Annotated in this window: 19 protein-coding genes and 1 other RNA gene; 6 read left to right on the top strand and 14 right to left on the bottom strand. The window is 42.7% G+C overall.

Going from position 1 to position 21,790, the window contains the following annotated elements; genetic code table 11:
* Positions 1 to 4: 4 nt before the first annotated feature.
* The 7 genes from SYN7509_RS0202030 to SYN7509_RS0202005 all read right to left on the bottom strand — a co-directional run bounded on the left by SYN7509_RS0202030 (position 5) and on the right by SYN7509_RS0202005 (position 5,159).
* Complete coding sequence (locus tag SYN7509_RS0202030) at positions 5 to 403, bottom strand: hypothetical protein (RefSeq protein WP_009634160.1); 399 nt, start codon at positions 401 to 403, stop codon at positions 5 to 7.
* 97 nt (positions 404 to 500) lie between these two features.
* Entirely contained in the window at positions 501 to 884 is a 384-nt protein-coding gene (locus tag SYN7509_RS0202025; RefSeq protein ID WP_009634159.1) for a phasin family protein, read from the bottom strand.
* Positions 885 to 910: 26 nt separating this feature from the next.
* Positions 911 to 1,007, bottom strand: an RNA gene (ffs, locus tag SYN7509_RS28125) — signal recognition particle sRNA small type.
* Between the two features lie 57 nt (positions 1,008 to 1,064).
* Complete coding sequence (locus SYN7509_RS0202020; RefSeq protein ID WP_009634158.1) at positions 1,065 to 2,561, bottom strand: AAA family ATPase; 1,497 nt, start codon at positions 2,559 to 2,561, stop codon at positions 1,065 to 1,067.
* A 271-nt stretch (positions 2,562 to 2,832) separates the two neighbouring features.
* Positions 2,833 to 3,156, bottom strand: a complete 324-nt coding sequence (locus SYN7509_RS0202015) for a ribulose bisphosphate carboxylase small subunit (protein WP_009634157.1) — start codon at positions 3,154 to 3,156, stop codon at positions 2,833 to 2,835.
* Positions 3,157 to 3,235: 79 nt separating this feature from the next.
* On the bottom strand, positions 3,236 to 3,640 hold the full coding sequence (gene rcbX / locus SYN7509_RS0202010) for a RuBisCO chaperone RbcX (protein WP_009634156.1): 405 nt from the start codon (positions 3,638 to 3,640) through the stop codon (positions 3,236 to 3,238).
* Between the two features lie 88 nt (positions 3,641 to 3,728).
* Positions 3,729 to 5,159 (bottom strand): form I ribulose bisphosphate carboxylase large subunit, encoded by a 1,431-nt coding sequence (locus SYN7509_RS0202005; RefSeq protein ID WP_009634155.1) that lies wholly within the window; start codon positions 5,157 to 5,159, stop codon positions 3,729 to 3,731.
* A 347-nt stretch (positions 5,160 to 5,506) separates the two neighbouring features.
* Between SYN7509_RS0202005 and SYN7509_RS0202000 the strand changes: the two genes are divergently transcribed.
* From SYN7509_RS0202000 to SYN7509_RS31180, 6 genes are all read left to right on the top strand, one after another.
* On the top strand, positions 5,507 to 7,192 hold the full coding sequence (locus SYN7509_RS0202000; protein ID WP_009634154.1) for an ABC-F family ATP-binding cassette domain-containing protein: 1,686 nt from the start codon (positions 5,507 to 5,509) through the stop codon (positions 7,190 to 7,192).
* 156 nt (positions 7,193 to 7,348) lie between these two features.
* Complete coding sequence (gene gpmI / locus SYN7509_RS0201995; protein WP_009634153.1) at positions 7,349 to 8,944, top strand: 2,3-bisphosphoglycerate-independent phosphoglycerate mutase; 1,596 nt, start codon at positions 7,349 to 7,351, stop codon at positions 8,942 to 8,944.
* A gap of 94 nt (positions 8,945 to 9,038) precedes the next feature.
* A complete protein-coding gene (gene secG / locus SYN7509_RS0201990) occupies positions 9,039 to 9,272 on the top strand; it encodes a preprotein translocase subunit SecG (RefSeq protein WP_009634152.1) in 234 nt (77 codons plus the stop codon).
* A gap of 12 nt (positions 9,273 to 9,284) precedes the next feature.
* Positions 9,285 to 10,055 (top strand): peptidase, encoded by a 771-nt coding sequence (locus tag SYN7509_RS0201985; protein ID WP_227501461.1) that lies wholly within the window; start codon positions 9,285 to 9,287, stop codon positions 10,053 to 10,055.
* Positions 10,056 to 10,177: 122 nt separating this feature from the next.
* Positions 10,178 to 10,966: a Protein of unknown function (DUF1625) gene (locus SYN7509_RS31185; RefSeq protein ID WP_009634150.1), complete on the top strand. Its 789-nt coding sequence runs from the start codon at positions 10,178 to 10,180 to the stop codon at positions 10,964 to 10,966.
* Positions 10,855 to 11,364, top strand: coding sequence for a TMEM43 family protein (locus SYN7509_RS31180; RefSeq protein ID WP_369792300.1), 510 nt, complete (start codon positions 10,855 to 10,857; stop codon positions 11,362 to 11,364). The genes SYN7509_RS31185 and SYN7509_RS31180 overlap by 112 nt, the downstream gene beginning before the upstream one ends.
* 3 nt (positions 11,365 to 11,367) lie before the next feature.
* On the opposite strand, the gene SYN7509_RS0201970 is transcribed toward SYN7509_RS31180, so the two are convergent.
* The 7 genes from SYN7509_RS0201970 to SYN7509_RS0201940 all read right to left on the bottom strand — a co-directional run bounded on the left by SYN7509_RS0201970 (position 11,368) and on the right by SYN7509_RS0201940 (position 21,763).
* On the bottom strand, positions 11,368 to 12,507 hold the full coding sequence (locus tag SYN7509_RS0201970) for a glycosyltransferase family 4 protein (RefSeq protein ID WP_009634148.1): 1,140 nt from the start codon (positions 12,505 to 12,507) through the stop codon (positions 11,368 to 11,370).
* Between the two features lie 75 nt (positions 12,508 to 12,582).
* Entirely contained in the window at positions 12,583 to 13,923 is a 1,341-nt protein-coding gene (locus tag SYN7509_RS0201965; RefSeq protein ID WP_227501524.1) for an MFS transporter, read from the bottom strand.
* A 236-nt stretch (positions 13,924 to 14,159) separates the two neighbouring features.
* Entirely contained in the window at positions 14,160 to 15,056 is an 897-nt protein-coding gene (gene recO, locus SYN7509_RS0201960) for a DNA repair protein RecO (RefSeq protein WP_009634146.1), read from the bottom strand.
* Between the two features lie 58 nt (positions 15,057 to 15,114).
* Complete coding sequence (gene deoC / locus SYN7509_RS0201955; protein ID WP_009634145.1) at positions 15,115 to 15,792, bottom strand: deoxyribose-phosphate aldolase; 678 nt, start codon at positions 15,790 to 15,792, stop codon at positions 15,115 to 15,117.
* Positions 15,793 to 15,877: 85 nt separating this feature from the next.
* Positions 15,878 to 16,882 (bottom strand): nuclease-related domain-containing protein, encoded by a 1,005-nt coding sequence (locus SYN7509_RS0201950; protein WP_009634144.1) that lies wholly within the window; start codon positions 16,880 to 16,882, stop codon positions 15,878 to 15,880.
* 72 nt (positions 16,883 to 16,954) lie between these two features.
* Positions 16,955 to 17,560 (bottom strand): tetratricopeptide repeat protein, encoded by a 606-nt coding sequence (locus SYN7509_RS0201945; RefSeq protein WP_009634143.1) that lies wholly within the window; start codon positions 17,558 to 17,560, stop codon positions 16,955 to 16,957.
* Positions 17,561 to 17,704: 144 nt separating this feature from the next.
* Positions 17,705 to 21,763: a DNA-directed RNA polymerase subunit beta' gene (locus SYN7509_RS0201940; RefSeq protein WP_009634142.1), complete on the bottom strand. Its 4,059-nt coding sequence runs from the start codon at positions 21,761 to 21,763 to the stop codon at positions 17,705 to 17,707.
* Positions 21,764 to 21,790 lie beyond the last annotated feature (27 nt).

The following is a 21,790-nucleotide window of genomic DNA, read 5'->3' as shown; positions in this document are numbered from 1 at the left end:
CGAATTAATTACTACTCTCCCAGTCTGGACAATTGCTATCTTCCCAACCATAGGGGTGCATTCCACACACTAACAAGTTACCGTTGTAAACTTGCCCGTGATAATTAGAGCAACCTTTGCAAGCCGGATGTCTAGTTTCTGTAGGTTCTACCAGATGAGGAAAGGGCTGTTCCAAATCGTTCATCACGTCTTCAAGGTCAGTGTAAACGTCAAACAGTGGTTCTGCCCATTCTTGCAAATACAAATCAAATTCTGTGATAATTGTATTTTGGAGTTGAAAAGCGATCGCATCTGACACTTCAAAAAACGATTCTACTACTTCTGTAACTCCGACAAAGAAGTGTTCCACTTCATCAGTCACATCTTCAACAATTTTAAAAAAATCCTTTTCCCAGTTTTCCATCCGCTCTTAAGCGTTCTTTGCTATAAAAAGTTTATTTGTGGCACTCGCCTTACTCTATATATAGCGAATGCTCACAAGATAAGGTTTGAAATTTACTTTACTTATCGCGCTTAAGATTTTTTAATTCTTCTTGCAGTCCCATTACTTGCTGACGTAAGTTGTCTACATCCTGGGCTTTTTCTGGAGTAGTGGCGCTTTCATCGTCGGAAATAATTTCTATGCGGCGCGGTTCGGTGGGGGTGCTAGGTGGTTCAGGATTGTTAGGTGCTTGGGCAGATTGTTGGGCTTTCTGCATCATATCTTCAACAAACTTTTTGGCTTCTTCGGTGTTCATTTCGCCACGAGAAACCATATCGTCGGCTAATTTTTGAGCTTGAAGTCTCAGTTCTGCTACTTTTCCCCCAGCTTTTTCGCCAGCGTAAGAAGCTAGACCAACGCCGAGATAAAAAGCTTTTTGTACAATATCTCCAAAACCAGGCATGGCGGTTTTTGCTCTCTTAAATACTAGGGAACCCGGAGACCACGCCTACCACAAGCATCCTGTATTGCTGCTACCTTCCGGTCCTGACAAGATTTAGGCGTTGCGATCGCATGGATCCAGGTCTAAATTCAATATAGCATTTTTAGCGCTAGTGGCAATTAGGGAAAAAGATTATTTGCCTTATTCTGGGCGCTGAACGATTTTTTCCCACAACCGCCGCCTAGTTCCCGATTCAATTCCAAATAAGCGGACGTAATCGTTCTCATGCTCAGTTAAGCAAGATTCTAGAGCAATTATTGCCTCCGATTCTCCTACCACTACCGAACCGTAACTTTGCCAAGAATTAGTCTTAAATCGGCGTTTATCGACAAATTCAAGCCCAATATGATGACCTTGAGCTAAATCGGTTCGCATCCGTTCGAGAGTTTCTAAGCCAATGCGGGTGGTGAGAACTTCATTATGACGGCTGGGATCGACATGGGTATTATGATGGGGTATTTGGTTCGGGTAAACAAAGCGATTATCGGTAGGAGCGGTATTTTCTGTTGCGGGTGTAGGTGTAAGGGTAGGTATAGATATAGCTTTAGGCGCAGGTGATGGTGTCAGTTCTGGGCGTTTTTCTGACCCCGCGATATAGGTATTGTAATGGGCGGGTTGGATTGGGTAAGCAAGGTAGTTGCTAGTAGAAGCTTCAGTTATGGGTTTAGGTGTGGGTTCTAGGCGATCACTTTTATTTGGTTGTGGTAGTTGGGTTTCTTGGCGATCGCGCATTTCTAATGTAGGAAAACTTTTATCTTGAAGCACTTGGTTGTACTCTCTGACTAAACCAGAATTTTCTACTCTTTGCTGTTCTTTTACCATCAAGTTACCGTACTCAATCAAGCGCGGTAGCTGGAAGTTGGGTTTAGCAAAGGTTGGCGCTGCTTCGGTGCTATTAACTACGCGCAAAGAAACTTTCTCAAAACCCGTAGTGTGAATGAAATCGCGGATTTGTTCGTCATAAATGCGCGATCGCAAAGCACTAAAAAAGTCTATAGGCTGATTTAGAAAAGTATCAACAAGTTTTTCAATATCCCGCTTTGGCAATCCATCGGGTTCAAATATCCCGCTTACAATCCCTACTTTGTCATCGCGGTTAGGTTCCCAAAAGAATTTTTCCATCCGTCCGTCCCGAATTAAAGGGGCGTACAAAGTCGAAAAATCATTTCCGGTAACAATAATTGGGATGCGTTGCAGGGGTGTAGAGTCGTAAGATCCAGGCAACTGTACATCTGTGGGGTTATCGGCAATATTCATCAATGTGCCATTAACTAGCTGAGTATTGACTGTATATTGAGTACCGCGATCAAATCTTCCCGCCCCGGCATCCAAGTCATTAATCATCAATACGCACATTTTGCCGCGTACTTTGCTTAATTCTGAAGCTTCCCGATAGCGCAGACGTACCAATCGTCCTGGATCTCCCGCGTCAGGACTTTCTAGTTCTCCGGCGGACATATGAATTGCCTCAATCCCCATCCGTTCAAATACTAATTCGCATTGAAAAGATTTGCCTTCGCCTTTGCGTCCGTGAATGCCCAAAATTAGCGGCACTCGCACACCAGGAAGTTCTAGAAAGTTTTTGGTAATGTGAACGGCAAGTTTATCTAAAAAGCTAGGAGAAATGTAGTAGCTCATAATTATTGTTGAATAGTGCGGTAGAGTTCGTAGGAAAAACCAGGAATTGGGGGGTCTGATTAGTAGCCCCCCATTGGGAAGTTGCCTCCCCCAAACCCCCTGCAAAAGGGTCTTATCTCTGAGTGTTCACGTTTTTGGCACGTCGAGTTTTTAAGTTTTTACTTTTTACACAGTAAATAAGAGAGGTAGACAAGTCCACCTCTCCCAGGTTAGGAAACAACAACTTAACTATTGCTTCCTGAATTATTTGCTCAAAACAAGGCTTTGCGCTCTAGCGTGGCTTGTGAACGATAAAGCTAAGAATTTGGCACTGCTTAACGTTATCAAAACCAACTACGCGGATGTAGCAGTTGGAATAATCAGAACGACAAGCGCGAACTTCGCTCAATACTTCTTCAGGAGTTCTAGCATTGAATAAAGGTAGCTTCCACATTGTCCAATACAATTCAGTTGGATCGGAAGTTTCGTTAAATTCAATAGCTGGGAAATAACCCTGAGTCAAAATGTACTGAATCTGTCTAGTAATTTGAGCGTCAGATAAAGGGGGCAAATAAGACAGGGTTTCAAAGCGACGCTCTTTTGGTAGAGTTTGCATGACTTAAAAATGTGGGGATAATGGGATAAATTGTCTTCCCCTTCTCTATTAAAGAAGGAGATTATTGCTTGAGGTCAAATCAACTAGATTGATTATCCGGTTGAGGTTCAGTGCTGATAGTTTGAGCAAGGCTGGAGCTTGATATGTCTAATTGGGTGATCCGCTCTAGCTGCTGACGGCGATGTTCCATATTGGCTTGGGCGATTCCTGTGCAAACCATCTCTGGCAAAAAGTCCGTTACTTCTTGCGCTAAATGTTCTCTCACAGTCAAAATCCGCATCGCCAAAGCTTGCTTTTCTTGAAACAACGCTTGAATGTATGCTTCTCCATCTTGGATTTTTTCTTTTGAGGAGAAGTGATGCAACCAAAACCCCAAAGGTGGATCGGTTTCACTCAATTGAGCTAGGACTACTTTTACTGCTTGATAAGTCAAATAGCTTTGTAGTGTCTTAGCTGTATCTTTCGCAATTTGTTTGAGATCCATACCAGCGCCCCAGCCCTGAATGTAGTGATGTATGAGCTATTAAGTTAAGTTAACTCAAAACTCCCTAGCTCATACAATTAGCTACTCATCAAACGGTATCCATCGCCTCAAACTCAAACTTGATTTCTTTCCATAGTTCGGCAGCAACAGCAAGTTCGGGCGACCACTTACAAGCTTCGCGGATAATATCGTTACCTTCACGAGCTAGGCTACGTCCTTCGTTACGAGCTTGAACGCAAGCTTCCAAAGCTACGCGGTTAGCCGTTGCACCAGGCGCATTACCCCAAGGGTGTCCAAGAGTTCCACCACCAAACTGTAGTACGGAGTCATCGCCGAAGATTTCTAGTAAGGCGGGCATATGCCAAATGTGGATACCACCAGAAGCCACAGCCATTACACCAGGCATAGAAGCCCAGTCTTGGGTAAAGTAGATACCGCGAGATTTGTCTTGCTCAACGTAGTTTTCACGCAATAAGTCAACAAATCCCATCGTGATCCCGCGTTCGCCTTCTAGCTTACCAACAACAGTTCCGGTGTGGATGTGGTCGCCACCAGACATTCTGAGGGTTTTTGCTAATACGCGGAAGTGGATACCGTGATTTTTTTGACGGTCAATAACGGCGTGCATGGCGCGGTGAATGTGCAACAAAATACCGTTTCTACGACACCAATGCGCCAAAGTGGTGTTGGCGGTAAAACCTGCGGTCAGGTAGTCGTGCATAACAATGGGCATTTTGAGTTCTTTGGCGTACTCAGCCCGTTCTAGCATCTGTTCGCAGGTGGGGGCGGTAACATTGAGGTAGTGACCTTTAATTTCCCCGGTTTCTGCTTGGGCTTTGTGGATAGCTTCAGCTACAAACAAGAAGCGATCGCGCCATCTTTGGAAAGGTGCAGAGTTGATGTTTTCGTCGTCTTTGGTGAAGTCCAAACCGCCGCGCAAACATTCGTAAACTGCACGTCCGTAGTTTTTAGCAGACAAACCTAACTTAGGCTTGATCGTACATCCTAATAGGGGACGACCGTACTTGTTGAGTTTGTCGCGCTCTACCTGGATACCATGAGGAGGCCCTTGGAAAGTCTTGAGGTAAGCAACGGGGATGCGGAGGTCTTCAAGACGCAAAGCTCGTAATGCTTTAAAACCAAATACGTTACCTACAATCGAGGTCAACATATTTGTTACAGAACCTTCTTCAAACAAGTCTAAAGGATAGGCAACGTAACAGATATATTGGTTATCTTCACCAGCAACGGGTTCGATGTCATAACAACGACCTTTGTAGCGATCTAGGTCAGTAAGTAGGTCTGTCCATACCGTTGTCCAAGTTCCGGTTGAAGATTCCGCCGCTACTGCTGCGCCTGCTTCTTCTGGGGGTACTCCGGGCTGGGGAGTCATGCGAAACGCCGCCAAAATATCTGTATCTTTAGGCGTATAGTCTGGAGTGTAATAAGTTAATCGGTAATCTTTTACACCAGCTTGATAGCCAGTTTTTGCCTGAGTTTTTGTTTGGGAATAAGACATATTTTTCTTCTAAAGAAGTCGATCGCTGTTACTTGCTCGCTTTACAAGCTGTTTCACAGCATATCAAGTATTTGATAAGTTAAAATTTTAATTTACTCAACGTAATTATAAGAATATATTATATTTGTTGCTAATTGTTAAAATATAAGGTAATGGTAGAGATACCTATTGCCAAAAATGCCAACTTGAGATTTTTCTAAGATCCCTCGCGGCTAAGACTATTGGTATACAAAGCAAAAATTTGGGATAAATTACCGTCGGCTTTTGCGCCTAGTCTTTAATTTTTGTTAAGATTGATGCGACTAAATCCGTGATCGCCTTTCCTACCTTGGAGACTATAATAAATAATGCTGCGACTAGAACATATCAGTAAAATTTACCCGACGGGGGAAGTTCTCAAAGATGTCAATTGGGAAGTTAAATCAGGCGATCGCACGGGGTTAGTGGGGGTTAACGGTGCGGGAAAATCTACCCAACTTAAAATCATCGCTGGAGAAATAGAACCCACTAGCGGCGAAATTGTCCGCCCTGCTAGTTTGCACATAGCTTATTTAACCCAAGAATTTGAAGTAGATCCGACTCGCACGGTAAAAGAAGAATTTTGGCAAGCCTTTGACGAAGCAAACCAAGTACACGAAGCTTTATCAAACGTACATCGGGCGATGGAAAGCGCCGATCCTGAGCAGTTAGACAAGTTGATTGACAAAATGGATCGCTTGCAAAGAAAGTTTGAAGCTTTGGATGGGTACAACTTAGAGGCGCAGATAGAGAAAATATTGCCAGAAATGGGCTTTGAGCAAGCTGATGGCGATCGCTTAGTCAGTGCTTTTAGTGGCGGTTGGCAAATGCGGATGAGTTTAGGCAAAATATTACTACAAAAGCCTGACTTATTATTATTAGACGAGCCGACAAACCACTTAGATTTAGAAACAATTGAATGGTTAGAAACTTATCTTAAAAAGTTACTAACTCCAATGGTAATTGTGTCTCACGACCGAGAATTTTTAGATCGTCTTTGTACGCAAGTTGTAGAAACTGAACGAGGAGTTTCGGCAACTTATTTAGGTAACTATTCGTCTTATTTAGAACAAAAATTTGAGGCACAAGAAGCACAATTAAGCGCTTACGAACGCCAGCAAAAAGAATTAGAAAAACAGCAAGCCTTTGTAGATAGATTTAGAGCTAGTGCAACTCGTAGTACCCAAGCAAAAAGCCGCGAGAAACAACTAGATAAAATTGAACGAATTGAAGCGCCTACCGGGGGAATGAGAACTTTACACTTTCGTTTTCCGCCTTCGCCGCGCAGTGGTAGAGAAGTAGCTTCAATTGAGGAGCTTACACATACTTATGATGACAAGGTACTATTTTTAGGTGCAAACTTATTGATAGAAAGAGGCGATCGCATTGCTTTTTTAGGTCCTAATGGTGCAGGTAAATCTACCCTACTTCGCCTCATAATGGGTTCAGAACCTCCTACAGAAGGCACAGTTAAGCTAGGAGATCATAATGTTATACCTGGTTACTTTGAACAAAATCAGGCAGAAGCGTTAAATCTTAGTAAATCTGTAATGGAAACTATCCATGACGAAGTACCAGATTGGACTAATGAAGAAGTTAGAACAATTTTAGGGAGATTTTTGTTTAGTGGCGACACTGTATTTAAACAAGTAGGGGCTTTAAGTGGTGGCGAAAAAGCGCGTTTGGCTTTGGCTAAAATGTTATTACGTCCAGCTAATTTTTTAATTCTAGATGAGCCGACTAATCATTTAGATATTCCCGCTAAAGAAATGCTAGAAGAAGCAATCCAAAACTATGATGGAACTGTAGTTATAGTCTCTCACGATCGCTATTTTATTTCTCAAGTGGCTAATAAAATAGTCGAGATCCGCGACGGAGAATTTCGCATCTATCGCGGGGACTATCATTATTATCTAGATAAAATTGCTGAAGAAAAAGAGCAAGCAATGGTAGAAAAAGCTGCCGCCGAAAAAGCTGCAAAAAAAGCTGCCAAAGCTTCATCGAAGCGTAAATAAATTTGCAAAGTCAGGAATTTTACGTTGGCAAAATTAGGATGAAAACCAAACATCTAATAAAATCTCAAAAAAATCCGTGTAAATTCGCTTGCAGTAATCAACAGCAATGGTATTATTGCGATGAGTTAAAATTATTAAATAGAGGGCAATAAACTTATGACCAAAGCACCTGTCGCTCCTGTGGTGCTAGTCATTTTAGACGGGTGGGGTTATCGCGCAGAAAAAGATGGAAATGCGATCGCCCAAGCAAAAATTCCCGTCATGGATAGCCTCTGGGCTGCCTATCCTCACACCCTAATTAAGACTTCTGGTAAGGCTGTAGGCTTGCCAGAGGGACAAATGGGTAACTCTGAAGTGGGACATCTAAATATTGGCGCGGGGCGTGTAGTACCCCAAGAATTGGTGCGGATATCGGACGCGGTGGAAGACGGTTCGCTGTTGCAAAATCCGGCGCTAGTGCAGATTTGTAAGGAAGTACGCGATTGCCATAGCAAGTTGCATTTAATTGGGCTAACTTCTGAAGGTGGCGTACATTCTCATCTTAGCCATTTGTTAGGATTGCTTGACTTAGCAAAGGCGCAAGGAATTAATAATGTTTGCATTCATGCCATTACGGACGGACGAGATACAAGTCCCAATGAAGGCATTGAAGCAATTGAGAAAGTTGAAAAATATATAGATAACGTTGGTGTAGGCAAGATTGTCACTATTAGCGGTCGTTACTATGCAATGGATCGAGATCGCCGTTGGGATCGAGTCCAAAAAGCCTACGATGTGATGACACAAGAGAGAGAAAGCGGCGGATCGGCAATAGAGGTAATCAAAGCATCCTACGCTCAGGAAGTAAACGACGAATTTATTTTGCCCACGCGGATAGCGCCAGGAACTATTGATTCAGGAGATGGGATAATATTTTTTAATTTCCGCCCCGACAGATCGAGACAACTAACTCAGGCATTAGTAAACAAAGAATTTAACGGTTTTGAGCGTCAGCAAATTACTCCTTTATCCTTTGTTACTTTTACCCAATACGAGCCAGATTTGCCCGTAGAAGTAGCTTTTGAGCCGCAAAACTTAAATAATATTTTGGGAGAAGTAATCGCCCAAAATGGTTTAAAGCAGTTTCGCACCGCCGAAACGGAGAAATACGCTCACGTCACTTACTTCTTTAATGGTGGCTTGGAAGACCCGTTGGAAGGGGAAGATCGAGAATTGGTAATGAGTCCGATGGTAGCAACCTACGATCGCGCTCCCGCAATGTCCGCCGAAGCCGTTACCGATATCGCCACCGCCGCCATTAAAAAACGCATCTACTCTTTAGTGGTAATTAACTACGCTAATCCAGATATGGTAGGGCATACAGGGCAAATACCCGCCACAATTTTGGCACTAGAAACAGTAGATCGATGTTTGGGACGCTTGCTAGAAAGTATTAGTAAAGTTGGTGGAACGGCGATCGTTACCGCCGATCATGGTAACGCCGAAGTTATGATTGATGACGAGGGCAATCCTTGGACGGCTCATACTACTAACCCTGTACCTTTAATTTTGGTAGAGGGCGAATTAGCAAAAATCCCCGGCTATGGCGCTGAAGTAGAACTAAGAAATGATGGAGCTTTAGGAGATATTGCGCCGACAATTCTACAAATTTTACAGCTACCGCAACCAGTGGAAATGACTGGGCGCTCTTTGCTAGAACCATCTGGGTATCAATTGTCAGCAATTCGGACTCCGTTAGAAGTAACTTCGTAGTTGAGTGGGACTCGTGCAATTGAGTTAAAATTTGAAATGCTGGCAGCTAGTAGTAAAGTTTGCCAGAACAATCGTTTGTATAGGAACTTAGTAAATGACGTTATATAAAATAGTAGAAGCAATTTGGTCAATTTCTGCCGTAGGTTTAACGATTTTGGTGTTGTTGCATAGTCCTAAAGGCGATGGAATTGGCGCTATTGGCGGCCAAGCTCAATTATTTAGCAGTACCAAGAGTGCTGAAAGTACACTAAATAGAATTACTTGGACACTAACAGTGATTTTTTTGGGATTGTCTCTAGTTTTGAGTGCAAACTGGATTCCTAGATAGCTAATGCCGTTGATGAGTGCGAAGCCCGTAACCGGGCGCGCTTGCGCTATCGCCTTGAGAGAAATTTGGCAACGGTTGAAGCGATCGCCAAAGCAATTATTTATTTGGGGATTGGCTATTGCTACGGGGTTATTAGTAGTTCTAACTCCCCTTGAGTTTAGTTTTGCAAAACCTTCTATTCCCGCCACCAGTCAGCGCCACCCATTACCATTTACTTTAATGCAGTGGCGAGACTTTACAAATAGCGGTGACTACTTCGAGCAAGTAAAGTTAACAGAAGTAGGCTATTTAGTTTGGTCGCATTTTCCCGTCAAAGTTTATATAAGTGATACGCAAATTGAAACCTGGTTGCAGGTGAAAGTCGCCGTCAAAGAGTGGAATCAGTATTTACCTTTGCAGATAGTTGGGCAAAAAGAGATAGCTGATATTGTAATTACCTTCAAGTCTCCACCATTACGGACAACAAATTTATTACGAGCGCGATCGGCTTTAACTCGCTACGAGCTATACATTAACCGCCTTTCTACCTCTGAATCAGTTTTAGCTCACCGTTGCACAATTATTTTAAGTCCCAATCAGCCCAGCAAATATATTAAAGCTGCGGCTTTACACGAATTAGGTCATGCTTTAGGAATTTGGGGACATAGTTCAGTAATTAGCGATGCTTTGTACTTTTCTCAAGTGTCAAATCCGCCCAGTATTTCCCCTAGAGATATTAATACTCTTAAACGAATTTATCAACAGCCAACCCGGTTGGGGTGGAAAGTAGCTGTTAGAAAGTAGAGCAGATTTTTATAAAAAGATACTAAAGCAAAGATTTTTTAGGCGATCGCGCGCTGCAATTTGGGCATCCTAACTTTGTAGTTACTTATAAAAATCTGGTTTTGATACCAAGAGTCAACACTATGACAGATCAATACGAGGAAGTTGAGTTTATAAGTTGGGGAAATCGCCTACTTCGTTCTGTCGCCGCCTTAACCTTGGGAGCAATTCTTTTTATTGGCTCCTTTTGGCTATTGATCTGGAATGAGGGGCGGATAGATTTATCTCTTGTGGCAAAATCAGCAACGGAACTATCAGCATTAACGATCGATCGAAATGCTATCGGCAAATTAGTTACGGTCACTGGGGAAATTTCTGGCGATCGCGCGATCGGCGACTCTGAGTTTCTGCAACCTTTACCTTACGTTGTCCTTGACCGTACCGTAGAAATGTATGCTTGGGACGAAGATACTAACACTACCACTGAGAAACACAGAGACGGTTCGGAAACTAAACGCACTACTTATACCTACGACCGAGAATGGACAAACTATCCAGAAAACTCTAGCAACTTTCGCTATAAGGCTGGACACGAAAACCCGCCGATGTCTGTAGGAGCGCAAATTTACAAAGCAACTACTGCAATGCTTGGAGTCTATCAAGTAGATATGGCAAGTTTCCAACAAGTATTAAATCGTCGACCTTCTTGTGTTAATGGCGCTACAACCTATCACTTTAACGATTCTCAAGGGGTAATTACCCTCCCAAAAAAGAGTTACATTAGCCCCTCATCGTCCGATTTAATTCCCTCGGCGGGGCAATTAGTGATGGTTACTTATTTCAAGGTAATGGTAGACCAAACCAGCCAATCATCGGCGACTTACGAATTTGCTATGCTGGATTGCCTAATCAAGCAACGGTCACGTTATTAGGGCAACTAGGAACAAACGCAGTTTTAACCCCAGGAACTTACCGTAATATGTTGGTGTACCGACTGCTACCAGGCGATCGCCATGCCGCTATTGGCGAACTAAAATCCGAACATCGGATGTGGCTATGGGTAGGTCGCCTCGTTGGTTTCCTTTTCATGGCGATCGGACTAAGTATGCTTTTAGAACCGATATGCGTAGTATTGAGTATTATTCCCTTTGTGGGTCGCTTTTTTGAAAGCTTGGTGGAGGGTGCGGGGATTGGAATGGCGTTTGTATTGTCAGCAATAACAATTTTGGTAGTTTCTCTAACTAGCCATTTGGGAGTATTAATTGCGGCGGTGGGTGTCGCCGTGCTAGTAATGATGTTTTCCGGTTTATTGCGATCGCGTCCTAGCTAATTATTAAATTCCTACCCCTACTCGCCTTTGCTGCAAAACTTGAGTGTACAACTGTTCCAAACAAGTAATGTTGTAGTTCAGTGTATAGCGCTCTAATACTCGCTGGCGGGCTTTTTTGCCCAGTAGCGGTGCGAGTTCAGGGTGATCTTGAAATAGTGGCAGCAATGTCCGTAACTCCGAGCTTACGCGGCGCGTATTTAACAGTACCCCTACGTCTTCTAATACTTCCCCATCAGCGCCAACATCGGTGGCTAAACAAGCAAGTCCACAAGCCATTGCTTCTAATAAAGACAAAGATAAACCTTCCACTAAAGAAGGCAAGATAAATACATCCGCGCCTCTAAGAATTTCGATGCGTCGCTTTTCATCTGCTACAAATCCTAACCAAATAATGCCATATTCAGCCCCGTAAAAGGGCTTTAATGAAGACGTTAAAGGGCCATCGCCCACTATTAACAACTTACTATCAGGCTTCATCTCTGCTTGCTTCCAGGCTCGTAGAAGTGCCTCTACGTTCTTTTCGGCGGCTAGTCTTCCTTGATAGACAAATAAACGCTCGGCGTTAAACTCTGCTTTGATTGCTGAAGCACCGGGAGAATATCTCTGTACGTCAACACCATTTGGAATTACAGCGACATTAGCCGCCGGGACACCTAAACGCGCTAATACTTCCTTCTGTACTTGGGAAAAAACAATTGTGCGATCGTAGTTAACTAAAAATGGCGCGTAAAGTTGGTAGGCTAAAAGCTGCGTTCCCGATTTGAACTTTGCTCCCTTACCTGCAAAAGGTGTATGAAAGGTTGCAATTAGAGGTAAGTTGAGTTCGGCACAAATTTCTGGTAAAAGAAAATCTAAAGGCGACAAAGTTAGCGAAGCATGAACCAAATCCGGCTTTAGTTGGCGCAGAGACTCAGTTAATACTTTACTTGCCGTAAATGAGGGAATTGTATAAACCTGTGATTTATAGAGGAAAGGGAGGGAAACTTCCGCACAGTCAGACTCGTTGACTTTACCTGCTTCTTCTTGAGCAAAATGAAGAAAACTTACTTGGTGTCCTCGGTCTAACAGAGCATTAGTAATTTCTCTACCGTAAGTGACATTGCCACAAAATGGTGTTTTTTTTCCAAGCCAAGCAATATGCATTCTTTAAGCACTTTAAGTTTAGAGAGATTGGCGATCACACGTAAAGTCGCCTTCTTTCAGTTATTTATATAGAGATTATCTATCTAAATGCGGTAAATTTTCTGTTTCTGTACGGCAAATATACCAGGTTAAGATGCTCCCTGCGATCGCAATTGCTGCCAAACTTGAAAAAACTGCCTGCAATCCAATAATTGTCTCGGCGACTCCCGCTAAAGCTAAAGGTAAAGTTAGAGCAATATTGACTACATTATTTTGCAATCCAAATACTTTACCCCGCATTTGGGGCGGAGTTTCTTGTTGAATGGTAGTTTGCATGGGAATAGCCACTAAGGACGAAAACACGCCTAATAATGCCAGCGCCAGCATTGTAATCCACAGTTCCTTAGTAAATATAGATAAAATAATTAAACAAGCTGCCATGCCGATAGAGCCACAAAAGCTTAACTGCACATGAGAAAAACGCTGTCCGTAATGCCCTAAAAGTGTTGCTCCAGTAACAACTCCGACACCACCCGCCGCTAGTAAAAAGCCAAATTGAGACGATTTTAAGCCGGGGATAACTTCCGCCATTCTCACCGCCAAAACGGCTATTGCGGCAAAAATTGAAAATAAAATCACCAGTTGAATTAAAGCGTTACGAATGCGCTTATTTTCGCCTAAATAACGGAAACCATCGCGTAAATCTGCAAAAACGTGGTTTTGTTCGTGTTCGGGTTTTGGCTCTTTTTCACCAGTTTTTAGCAATAGTAATAGTACGCCTGCGATCGCATAACTCCCACCTACCACTAATTCTTTACCGATTCCAACGCCTACCCCTAATTGATTAGTAATATTATCGGCAAAAGCTAGTAATGGTTCACCCACTGCAAACCCCACAATAACTAAAGCCATCATGGTTGTGGTATACAACGAGTTAGCTGATAGTAAATGTTTTTCTTCTACTACTAAGGGGATTGCCGCTTGTTCGGCGGGAGCAAAAAATTGTGTCAAGGTAGAAATTAAAAACGATAGCAGTAATAATATCCCAAAACCTACAGGTAAACCCGCGAAGTCTTTCCAGTCTTGAGTTATCCATAGTAATACTGGGATTGATAATACTAAAATGCCGCGTAGGATATTTGTTGATACTAAAACAGTTTTTTTCGACCAGCGATCGACAAATACCCCAGCCAAAGAACCAAATAGCACGGCGGGGATAGTAAAAGCCATCATAATCGCCGATACCCAGCCACTAATACTTTGATCGCTGGCTTGAAAACGGGTAGAAATAATCGCAATCATCAGCACTAAATAAACTTTATCGGCTAATTGCGAAAAAACTTGCCCACTCCACATGGTTAAAAAGTTACGATTTTTAAAAACCGGGAGAAAACCAGGTTCTGTAGCTTCTGGGGGGATGTAGGCTATATTATCCATCGGCGGGTTATCAGTGGCTTCTGCAACCTTAGCTAACTCGTTTAATTGTTCGACGGTAGGTATTTTTTCTTCAGACACGCGATCGCTTCTTTGCTCAAAAGTGGGATTAGATAAGGGCATTTTTTGAGAATTTTTATTAAATGTCTTTGAGGACGATTTTTTAGATTTAAAAGTTGAATCGTTAATAGATTTATGATTAGACGGAATTATTTTTGTATTTGAATCGGACGGTTGCATCATACTTTGGGGGCGCAAATCAAAGCAAAATAACTATCAATCAAAGCAGCAGAGCGAATTGGGCGATCGAAATGGTACTCAACGTATTGACGTAAAATCTTTTCAATAGATAGCCAGCTAGGATTAGATTGTTCTACTTGACTTAGCTCGGTATCGGCTAGTTGCTGCATTAAAGCAAGTTCGTTGCTGCTAAAACGAGCATTTAGTTTTGGTAGTGGTTGGTTTGTCTGGTAATTTGTCCCAATTTCTTTTACCAAAGTCGTTGTAACTGGCTCGGTGCGGTAAATCACAGCTTTGTTTTGGGCTTGTAAAGTTTTCCACGCCTCTAAACTAATTATGCCTCCGGCGGCGATACTAAAACCTACTTGCTCAAAGTTGCGATCGCTCTTTTCAGGAATAATTGTTTTTTGTGTCAATTGACATTGCTGCACTTGGGGGGTGATTCCCGCTAAAGAGAGCAAATGAAAAACTGCTTGACTCAGATAAGCCAAGATTAAAAACTCCGAATTGCTAGGCAATTGCTCCAAACGTTTAAGATGTTCGTTAAGTAAACAAAACAATTCATTTTGCGGTTGTTCGCTCAAAGCTTGACACATAACGATTTCTGCCATGTATTGACAAGCGGCTAGTTTACCCAAATCGCGGCTAAGACGGGGGTAAGTTGTAATAGTTTCTGCTTGAGTAATTTTATCGAGCGATCGCCCTTTAGCAATCAATAACTCGTTCACCACAAACAAACCACTTCTACCGCCCAAGCTAGAATTTTGTTTACGCGCTCCGGGTGCTACGGCGCGAATCAAGCCATATTCTTGCGTCAAAACTGTAACCAGGCGATCGGCTTCACCTAGGGGCATACTTTTAAGATTAATTCCAGTAGCTTTATAGGTTCGACTCATATTTGGCTATTAGCATTGGTGAAAGCTAAATTTTTTTATTAAGTAAACGATTTTAAACTTAGTCTTTCTCCACAGTATCGCGTTGACGCAGTAAATCCACACCGCGAGACGTTCCTAAACGAGTTGCGCCAGCTACCACCAAATCCAAAGCTTGCTCAATTTTGATAATCCCGCCAGATGCTTTGATTCCTACTCGCTCTTTTGCTAATTCGTAAAGTAATTTCACATCTGCTACTGTTGCTCCCCCATTCCAGCCTGTACTTGTTTTCAGAAATGTTACACCTGCATCCATACATAGTTCCGCAGCAAGGCGCTTTTCTGCCTCTGTCAGCAGGGTAGTTTCTAATATTGCCTTAACCGTGACTCCTGTTTCGTCGCAGATTTGGGCAATTTCTCGGTGTACTTCTTCAGTTTTGCCCATTCTTAACCAACCTAAATTGATTACTACATCTAGTTCCGTCGCGCCGTTTTCTACAGCTTCTCGCGCTTCGTAGAGCTTAGTAGCAGAAGTATTTGCACCACTAGGAAAGCCGATTACGGTACATATTTTAGGATTCTTCCTTTGGAGTAATTCGGCAGCAAAACGCACATAACAGGGATATACGCAAACCGCCGCAAACTGATATCTATCAGCTTCTTGGCAAAGTTTTTCTATTTGCTCTGGAGTCGCCAAGGGATTTAACAGAGTGTGATCGATTAAAGGAGCAATATCGATATCTGGATAATCTGCCGCCATTTTGTCGCCTCACACGGGTATCTTAATTAAGTTTTATCAGAAAACTTAATACAAATTTATTATTTTTTAATTTGAATTATGGATTTCAGCTTGAGGAGTTAGTGTAAAACAAATCAGAGGTTTTACAGCGAGCGCATTCTGCAAAAAATTGATTTCCACTCTTGCGAATCTTCTCTTTATTATTACAAGTTGGACAAAGAACATTAATTGGCGTGTTACCTTCGCATTCTAAGCATTTGAAATAGTAACCATATTTGCCAGATGATACAGATAAATTAGTTTTATTGCATTGACGGCAGGAGTATTTAATTACGCTTTGAGAAAGTATTGCTTTACTGGGCTTGAGGATAGAAGGAGTTTCAGATTTAGCTTGAATAACTACTTTTTTTTCTGGCGGGGAAGTTTGTAAATTAGGTTTAGATATAGTTTCTGCTTCAGTTTTATAGGGTGAAGGTTTATGCTCTTTTAGTAAAAACGCTACAACCTTATTTACTTCATCTTTATTAAATGAGAGCCTTGGACTGTTAAAACTGAATAAAGTACACTCTTTTTGTTGTTTGTCCAAAAGCGATCGCACTCCATCGCAAATTTGATCTGCCTTGCATACCTCCTCTAAAGACATTTTTTTAGGGCGCTCGATAATCCCAGAGTCAGATATTGCTACAAGTACATCAATTGGCATCGATCCAAAGTAATGTTGCATACCCAAGATTTTGCTTAATAAAACCTCAGCGTGTAGATTCAAATACTTCTTAAGAAAATCCCCTTGTTCGCGAGCTTGAATAATAGGGGATGCCATACCTTGATCAGTGTTGTTAAACCATCTAATCCACTCTTGTTGTTCGTTAATTTCGACACGGCTACTGACGCTTTTACTTTCAATAATAATCATGCCGTATTGATGAAAAATTAAATGATCGATTTGGGCAGCATCACCTTCGTATTCCAAGCGTAAATCGTTAAACACGTAGATATTTTTGTCATCTGCAAAAGCTCGGCGCAGATAAAAACTCATCTGTTGTTCTGCTTCCTTCCCAGCTTTGGCAAACTTGTCTTGAGGAATAAACGGATCGAGTTCTTTAACAATCATGATTGGGTGATCAGAAAATTACTAGCTTAGTATTCCCTAGTTAAGCAAATTAATATCTGATGAAATAAATCGTTAACGCGATCGCACTTGCTGGATAATTTCTTCTATTTGTTGTACTCCCTCCGGCTTGTTTTGCGCTGCATACAGTTTTTTAGCTCTTTGTAATGATGCAACAGCTTCAGGTACTTTTCCCTGACTCCAAAACGCTACACCTAAGTTTTGATGAGAAGTTGGCTCACTAGGGTTAATTTGGACAGCTTGATTAAATACGCTAATTGCTTCAATAAAATTACCTTGACTACCCAAAGCAACCCCCAGATTATTGTAGGTTTCTAAATTTTGGGGATTGATAGCCAAAGCTTGTTTAAAAGCGGCTACAGCCTCGGCAAATTGGTCTTGACTGCTCAAAGCCAACCCTAAATTATTGTGAGCATTTTCAAACGTGGGATAAATTTTGATAGCTTGATTGAAAGCCGCGATCGCACTTTTAATTTTTCCTTGCTCTGCTAAAGTTATACTGCGATCGTTATAGGCTTGTGCTTGTTGAATTTTTTTATTTCCAGCTTGAGAGATTTGCTCAGTAGCTATAGGCATTGGCTGCAAAGCAAACAGGGGGTCAGCTAGTATAGCCGTACTAATTATGCCTAAGATTACTGCTAGTCCAGTATTTTTTTGCATAATGATTGAATTAATTAATTAGCTAAAACAGTTATAAACATTGTAGGCAATTTGCCAGTTGATCGGAGCTATAGCCAATCTTTAATAAAAAAGCCTAGCGCTCACAATCGCTAGGCTTTTTTAAACTAAATGATCGCTTAAAAGTTATTCGTCGTCATCTTCAAAATCATCATCATCATCGTCATCATCTTCAAAATCATCGTCATCATCTTCAACATCGTCTACTACTGCATCATCTACCAATTCCTCCTCTTCAGGAGTAACAGTACCGCGATCAAAGTTAAACCCTTCTCCCAAACCGCTTTCAAAGTTATAAGCGCGAGCAGTGCGATCGTCTAGGACTACATCTAACGGATCGTCGCTTTCTTCAAATACGCTACTTGGATCTATGGTTGGATCTTCAGAAACCGATAATGGCTCTTCATAAGCATTAAAGCCCGTACCCGCCGGAATCAAGCGCCCAATAATCACGTTTTCTTTTAAACCACGCAGCCAGTCGGATTTGCCCTCAATAGCGGCTTCCGTTAGCACTCTGGTAGTTTCTTGGAAAGATGCCGCCGAGATGAAACTATCGGTATTAAGCGAAGCTTTAGTAATCCCCAACAACATTGGCGTGTACTGAGCTAAAGCGCCCCCGGTAATACTCATAGCTACATTCACCTGTTCAATTTGGCGTAGCTCAATCAACTCTCCAGGCAAAATTGTTGTGTCTCCACCATCATCTACCCGTACCTTAGAGGTCATCTGGCGGACAATAGTCTCAATATGCTTATCAGCAATATCAATTCCTTGGGATTGATACACCAACTGCACCTCATTTACTAAGAAGTTTTGCACTTTTTGCAACGCTTCGGTAGAGGCAGCAGAACCTTTTTGCAGGGAATAGTAGTTGAAGAACACCTCCAAAATTTCGTGGGGATTTGCCGGCCCGTCGGTTAGCTGCATTCCTACATCTACTACCGAGCCATCAGAAACTACAGGATTTTGCCCAGGACCTAGAGGATAATCAGTAATCGTACCGTTATCTTCAATTACTTTAATAGCAATAGTTTCGTCTTCTACCCGATTTAGTTCTACAGTTCCAGGTCTAACGGCTAGAATACAGGCTTCTTTAGGCTTCCGTGCCTCTAGAAGTTCCTCAATTCTAGGCAATCCTTGAATAATATCCCCAGTTTTCGTCCGCTCAAATACAAGCAATACTAAGTTGTCACCCCGTTGAACCAATCCCGCATCATCGACTTGCAACATTGCCCCAGGGCTAACCCGGTAAGGGCGGGCGATGCGTAAAGTCACTTTGTAAGAGCTAGTGGATAGTTGATTACTGGTTTGAGCAGTTTCTTGTTTGCCTAGTCCCGTGATTTCGATTACTTGAGCAGATTCTTCTGTAAATACACCCGGAGCGATTTCGCTACCAGCAATTAACAAACTACCCACTTTAAAGCGGGGCTTTTCGTTTGTAACTATGGTAAAGCAATCCTTTTCTCTTAAGATCAAAATTCGGCGAATCGCTTCAGCACCTTCCCTAACTCCGCGCACAGTCCCAGCTTCTTTGCACAAAACTTCCGTTCGAGCAACTACAGCTTTTGGAGCAATTTCTTGCCCTTCAACTACATTGAATTTAGTATTGGTGCTGCCTTGGGTAACATCGGCGGGAATATCTTTGCGAATAATTAACGATTCTAAAATCACTAATTGCAAGCGTTTGATTTCCGAATTTTGGGCATCGGTTACAAGCTCGATATCTGCCACAATGGGCGAACCGCCAGTATATTCCGCCGAGTGAGTTTGATCCATTTCTAAAACTAACTGAGTCCGCAGTAGCTCAACTCCCTCAACAGATTTGACGCGCTCAGAATCTTTGTAAGGCAAGCGACTAACTGCTCTTAGTTCAATTGATCGTCCTTCCCCAGTGCTAGATTTTGTACTAGGGACGGAAGGAGAATCGGGAACAGTAAACTCAGTAACAGGACGCAATAGTAAAGCTGGGCCATTAGAGGAAGATTCTATATATTCGATATAGCGTAGCTCTGAGGCAATGTAGCCCGGAATCAATTCCTCTCCAGGTTGAGCAAAAGTACCATCCCGGTTTAATACTGATTCTGGGTCATCTAGCATCAGCAATTCGCCGGGCTTGATCACAAGTTCGCGCAAAATGTCGTTTTTCTGAGTTACTTCGACTACGCCGTTAGTTTCGCAGAAAATGTCTTTAACAACTTCTGTCCCTGCTTCCACATACTGAGCGTCTTCGACGAGCAATAAAGAGATATCTTTATTAACTTCGTGAGTTTCTTCAGGAATCCACAAGATTGTTCCACCCTTAACTACTTCGTAGCCTTGTTTGCCCTTACCTTTTTTGGCAACTTCTACACCAGCATATTTAATCAAGCCACCAGTATTGGTGCGGTATTGGTCAGAGATTAATTCAGCGACTACTTGACCTGTTTGAACTTTTGTCCCTGGGGTGGCTAGGAGCGAGAACATTGCTCCATGATTTGTTTCAATGATATAGTGATCGCCCTGGCGAGAAGATTGCTCTACGCGCACAGTAGCGGTGTCTAGGACTACGGAAGCGGTGATAATTTCAATTTCACGGGCGCTGTGACCGGAATCGGGGGTTTCGGCAGCCGATCGCACTATCCCGCCGTGTAGAGTATGAATTTTGGCTTCGGCTAGGACGCTATTTGCTTCTACGCGATCGCCATTAACTACACTTGGTTCTGCTCCAGGGGGTAAGTTATAAACTTCTCCCGATAACACCCAAATCAAGCCGCCTCTGGTGGCTGTAGTTGTCGTATTACCTTGTCTGTCGGTTTTTTCTTCCGGGACTAAATCGGCAAATTTCACCTCTCCCGCTAAATCAGAAGAAACGTCTTTAGTTGCTTTTTCAGTGTGGGCGCGGTTTGTGCGGCTACCGATCGCAACTTCCGCTAGTAACTGATCGGAACTGACTTTTTGACCATCCACAATATAGATAGTCGATCCTTGAGTAACGGGAATAGTAACAGATTTGCCGCTACTTACTTCCAACATCAAGTCGCCATTGGCTTCTACAAATAAAGCATCTTCACCATGACGAGTTCTAAAAGGTCTTGTTCGCAGCTTTTTGGGAAGGCGAATTGTGCCTTCTTCTTCACTGCGAACTTGACGCGCTACTTCTCCGGTAAATACGCCCCCAGTATGGAACGTCCGCATTGTTAACTGAGTTCCAGGTTCACCGATACTTTGAGCGGCAATAATTCCCACTGCTTCCCCTAAGTCTACAAGCTTGGCATGAGCTAAACTCCAGCCGTAGCAATGCTGACATACCGATCGCGCTGCTTCGCAAGTTAAGGGACTGCGTACCATAACTTCGTTTACCCCAGCTTTTTGAATGGCGATCGCTATATCGTCGCACATCGGCTGATTTTTGCCAGAAATTACTGCTTTAGTTTTGGGGTGAACTACATCTTCTAAGGGTACTCGTCCCAACAAACGAGAACTTAGCGGAATCATGATGCGATCGTTTTCCACCATTGGACGCACCATAATTCCCCGTGTCGTTCCGCAATCTAACTCGCGCACGATTACGTCTTGAGATACGTCCACCAAGCGGCGAGTCAAATAACCAGAATCCGCCGTTCTTAAAGCGGTGTCTACAAGTCCTTTTCTGGCTCCGTAGGAAGAAATAATATACTCTGTTACCGTTAAACCTTCTCTAAAGTTGGTTTTAATTGGTTGGTCAATGATTTCTCCCTGGGGATCGGCCATCAAGCCGCGCATTCCTACAAGCTGGCGGACTTGGGAGATATTTCCCCTCGCACCAGAGAACGCCATCATGTACACCGAGTTGAGGGGGTCTGTAGCTTTAAAATGTGCCACCACCTCATCTTTAAGGGATTCTGACGTACTATTCCAAGTGTCAATTACCTTTTGGAAGCGTTCTACTTCGGTAATTTCGCCACGCGTATAGCGTTCTTCCGTCGCCAAAATCTCAGTTTCCGCCGCTTCCAAGAGCAGTTTTTTGGTGGGGGGAACTTTCAAGTCGTCAACGCTAATCGAGACTCCCGCCACCGTAGCGTAGCGAAAACCTAAATCTTTCAATCGGTCGGCGATCGCGGCGGTTTTAGCTGTGCCATAGTTAGTAAACGCCCAGGCGATCAACTTTTTGAGTTGACCTTTATCTACCACGCGATTGCGAAAAATCATTTCTTTGCCGTCTGCCATTTTTGCATCCCTTATGTTAGTCAATTA

Source organism: Synechocystis sp. PCC 7509 (assembly GCF_000332075.2).
Classification (GTDB): domain Bacteria; phylum Cyanobacteriota; class Cyanobacteriia; order Cyanobacteriales; family Chroococcidiopsidaceae; genus Aliterella.
The sequence above is the reverse complement of the archived record's forward strand: the minus strand, read 5'-3'. Positions and strand labels throughout refer to the sequence as shown.

Excerpts from the sequence above, each read along its gene's own strand:
- SYN7509_RS0202030 (WP_009634160.1), bottom strand. The coding sequence starts at position 403 with ATGGAAAACTGGGAAAAGGATTTTTTTAAAATTGTTGAAGATGTGACT.
- SYN7509_RS0202025 (WP_009634159.1), bottom strand. The coding sequence starts at position 884 with ATGCCTGGTTTTGGAGATATTGTACAAAAAGCTTTTTATCTCGGCGTT.
- SYN7509_RS0202020 (WP_009634158.1), bottom strand. The coding sequence starts at position 2,561 with ATGAGCTACTACATTTCTCCTAGCTTTTTAGATAAACTTGCCGTTCAC.
- SYN7509_RS0202015 (WP_009634157.1), bottom strand. The coding sequence starts at position 3,156 with ATGCAAACTCTACCAAAAGAGCGTCGCTTTGAAACCCTGTCTTATTTG.
- rcbX (WP_009634156.1), bottom strand. The coding sequence starts at position 3,640 with ATGGATCTCAAACAAATTGCGAAAGATACAGCTAAGACACTACAAAGC.
- SYN7509_RS0202005 (WP_009634155.1), bottom strand. The coding sequence starts at position 5,159 with ATGTCTTATTCCCAAACAAAAACTCAGGCAAAAACTGGCTATCAAGCT.
- SYN7509_RS0202000 (WP_009634154.1), top strand. The coding sequence starts at position 5,507 with ATGCTGCGACTAGAACATATCAGTAAAATTTACCCGACGGGGGAAGTT.
- gpmI (WP_009634153.1), top strand. The coding sequence starts at position 7,349 with ATGACCAAAGCACCTGTCGCTCCTGTGGTGCTAGTCATTTTAGACGGG.
- secG (WP_009634152.1), top strand. The coding sequence starts at position 9,039 with ATGACGTTATATAAAATAGTAGAAGCAATTTGGTCAATTTCTGCCGTA.
- SYN7509_RS0201985 (WP_227501461.1), top strand. The coding sequence starts at position 9,285 with ATGAGTGCGAAGCCCGTAACCGGGCGCGCTTGCGCTATCGCCTTGAGA.
- SYN7509_RS31185 (WP_009634150.1), top strand. The coding sequence starts at position 10,178 with ATGACAGATCAATACGAGGAAGTTGAGTTTATAAGTTGGGGAAATCGC.
- SYN7509_RS0201970 (WP_009634148.1), bottom strand. The coding sequence starts at position 12,507 with ATGCATATTGCTTGGCTTGGAAAAAAAACACCATTTTGTGGCAATGTC.
- SYN7509_RS0201965 (WP_227501524.1), bottom strand. The coding sequence starts at position 13,923 with ATGGATAATATAGCCTACATCCCCCCAGAAGCTACAGAACCTGGTTTT.
- recO (WP_009634146.1), bottom strand. The coding sequence starts at position 15,056 with ATGAGTCGAACCTATAAAGCTACTGGAATTAATCTTAAAAGTATGCCC.
- deoC (WP_009634145.1), bottom strand. The coding sequence starts at position 15,792 with ATGGCGGCAGATTATCCAGATATCGATATTGCTCCTTTAATCGATCAC.
- SYN7509_RS0201950 (WP_009634144.1), bottom strand. The coding sequence starts at position 16,882 with ATGATTGTTAAAGAACTCGATCCGTTTATTCCTCAAGACAAGTTTGCC.
- SYN7509_RS0201945 (WP_009634143.1), bottom strand. The coding sequence starts at position 17,560 with ATGCAAAAAAATACTGGACTAGCAGTAATCTTAGGCATAATTAGTACG.
- SYN7509_RS0201940 (WP_009634142.1), bottom strand. The coding sequence starts at position 21,763 with ATGGCAGACGGCAAAGAAATGATTTTTCGCAATCGCGTGGTAGATAAA.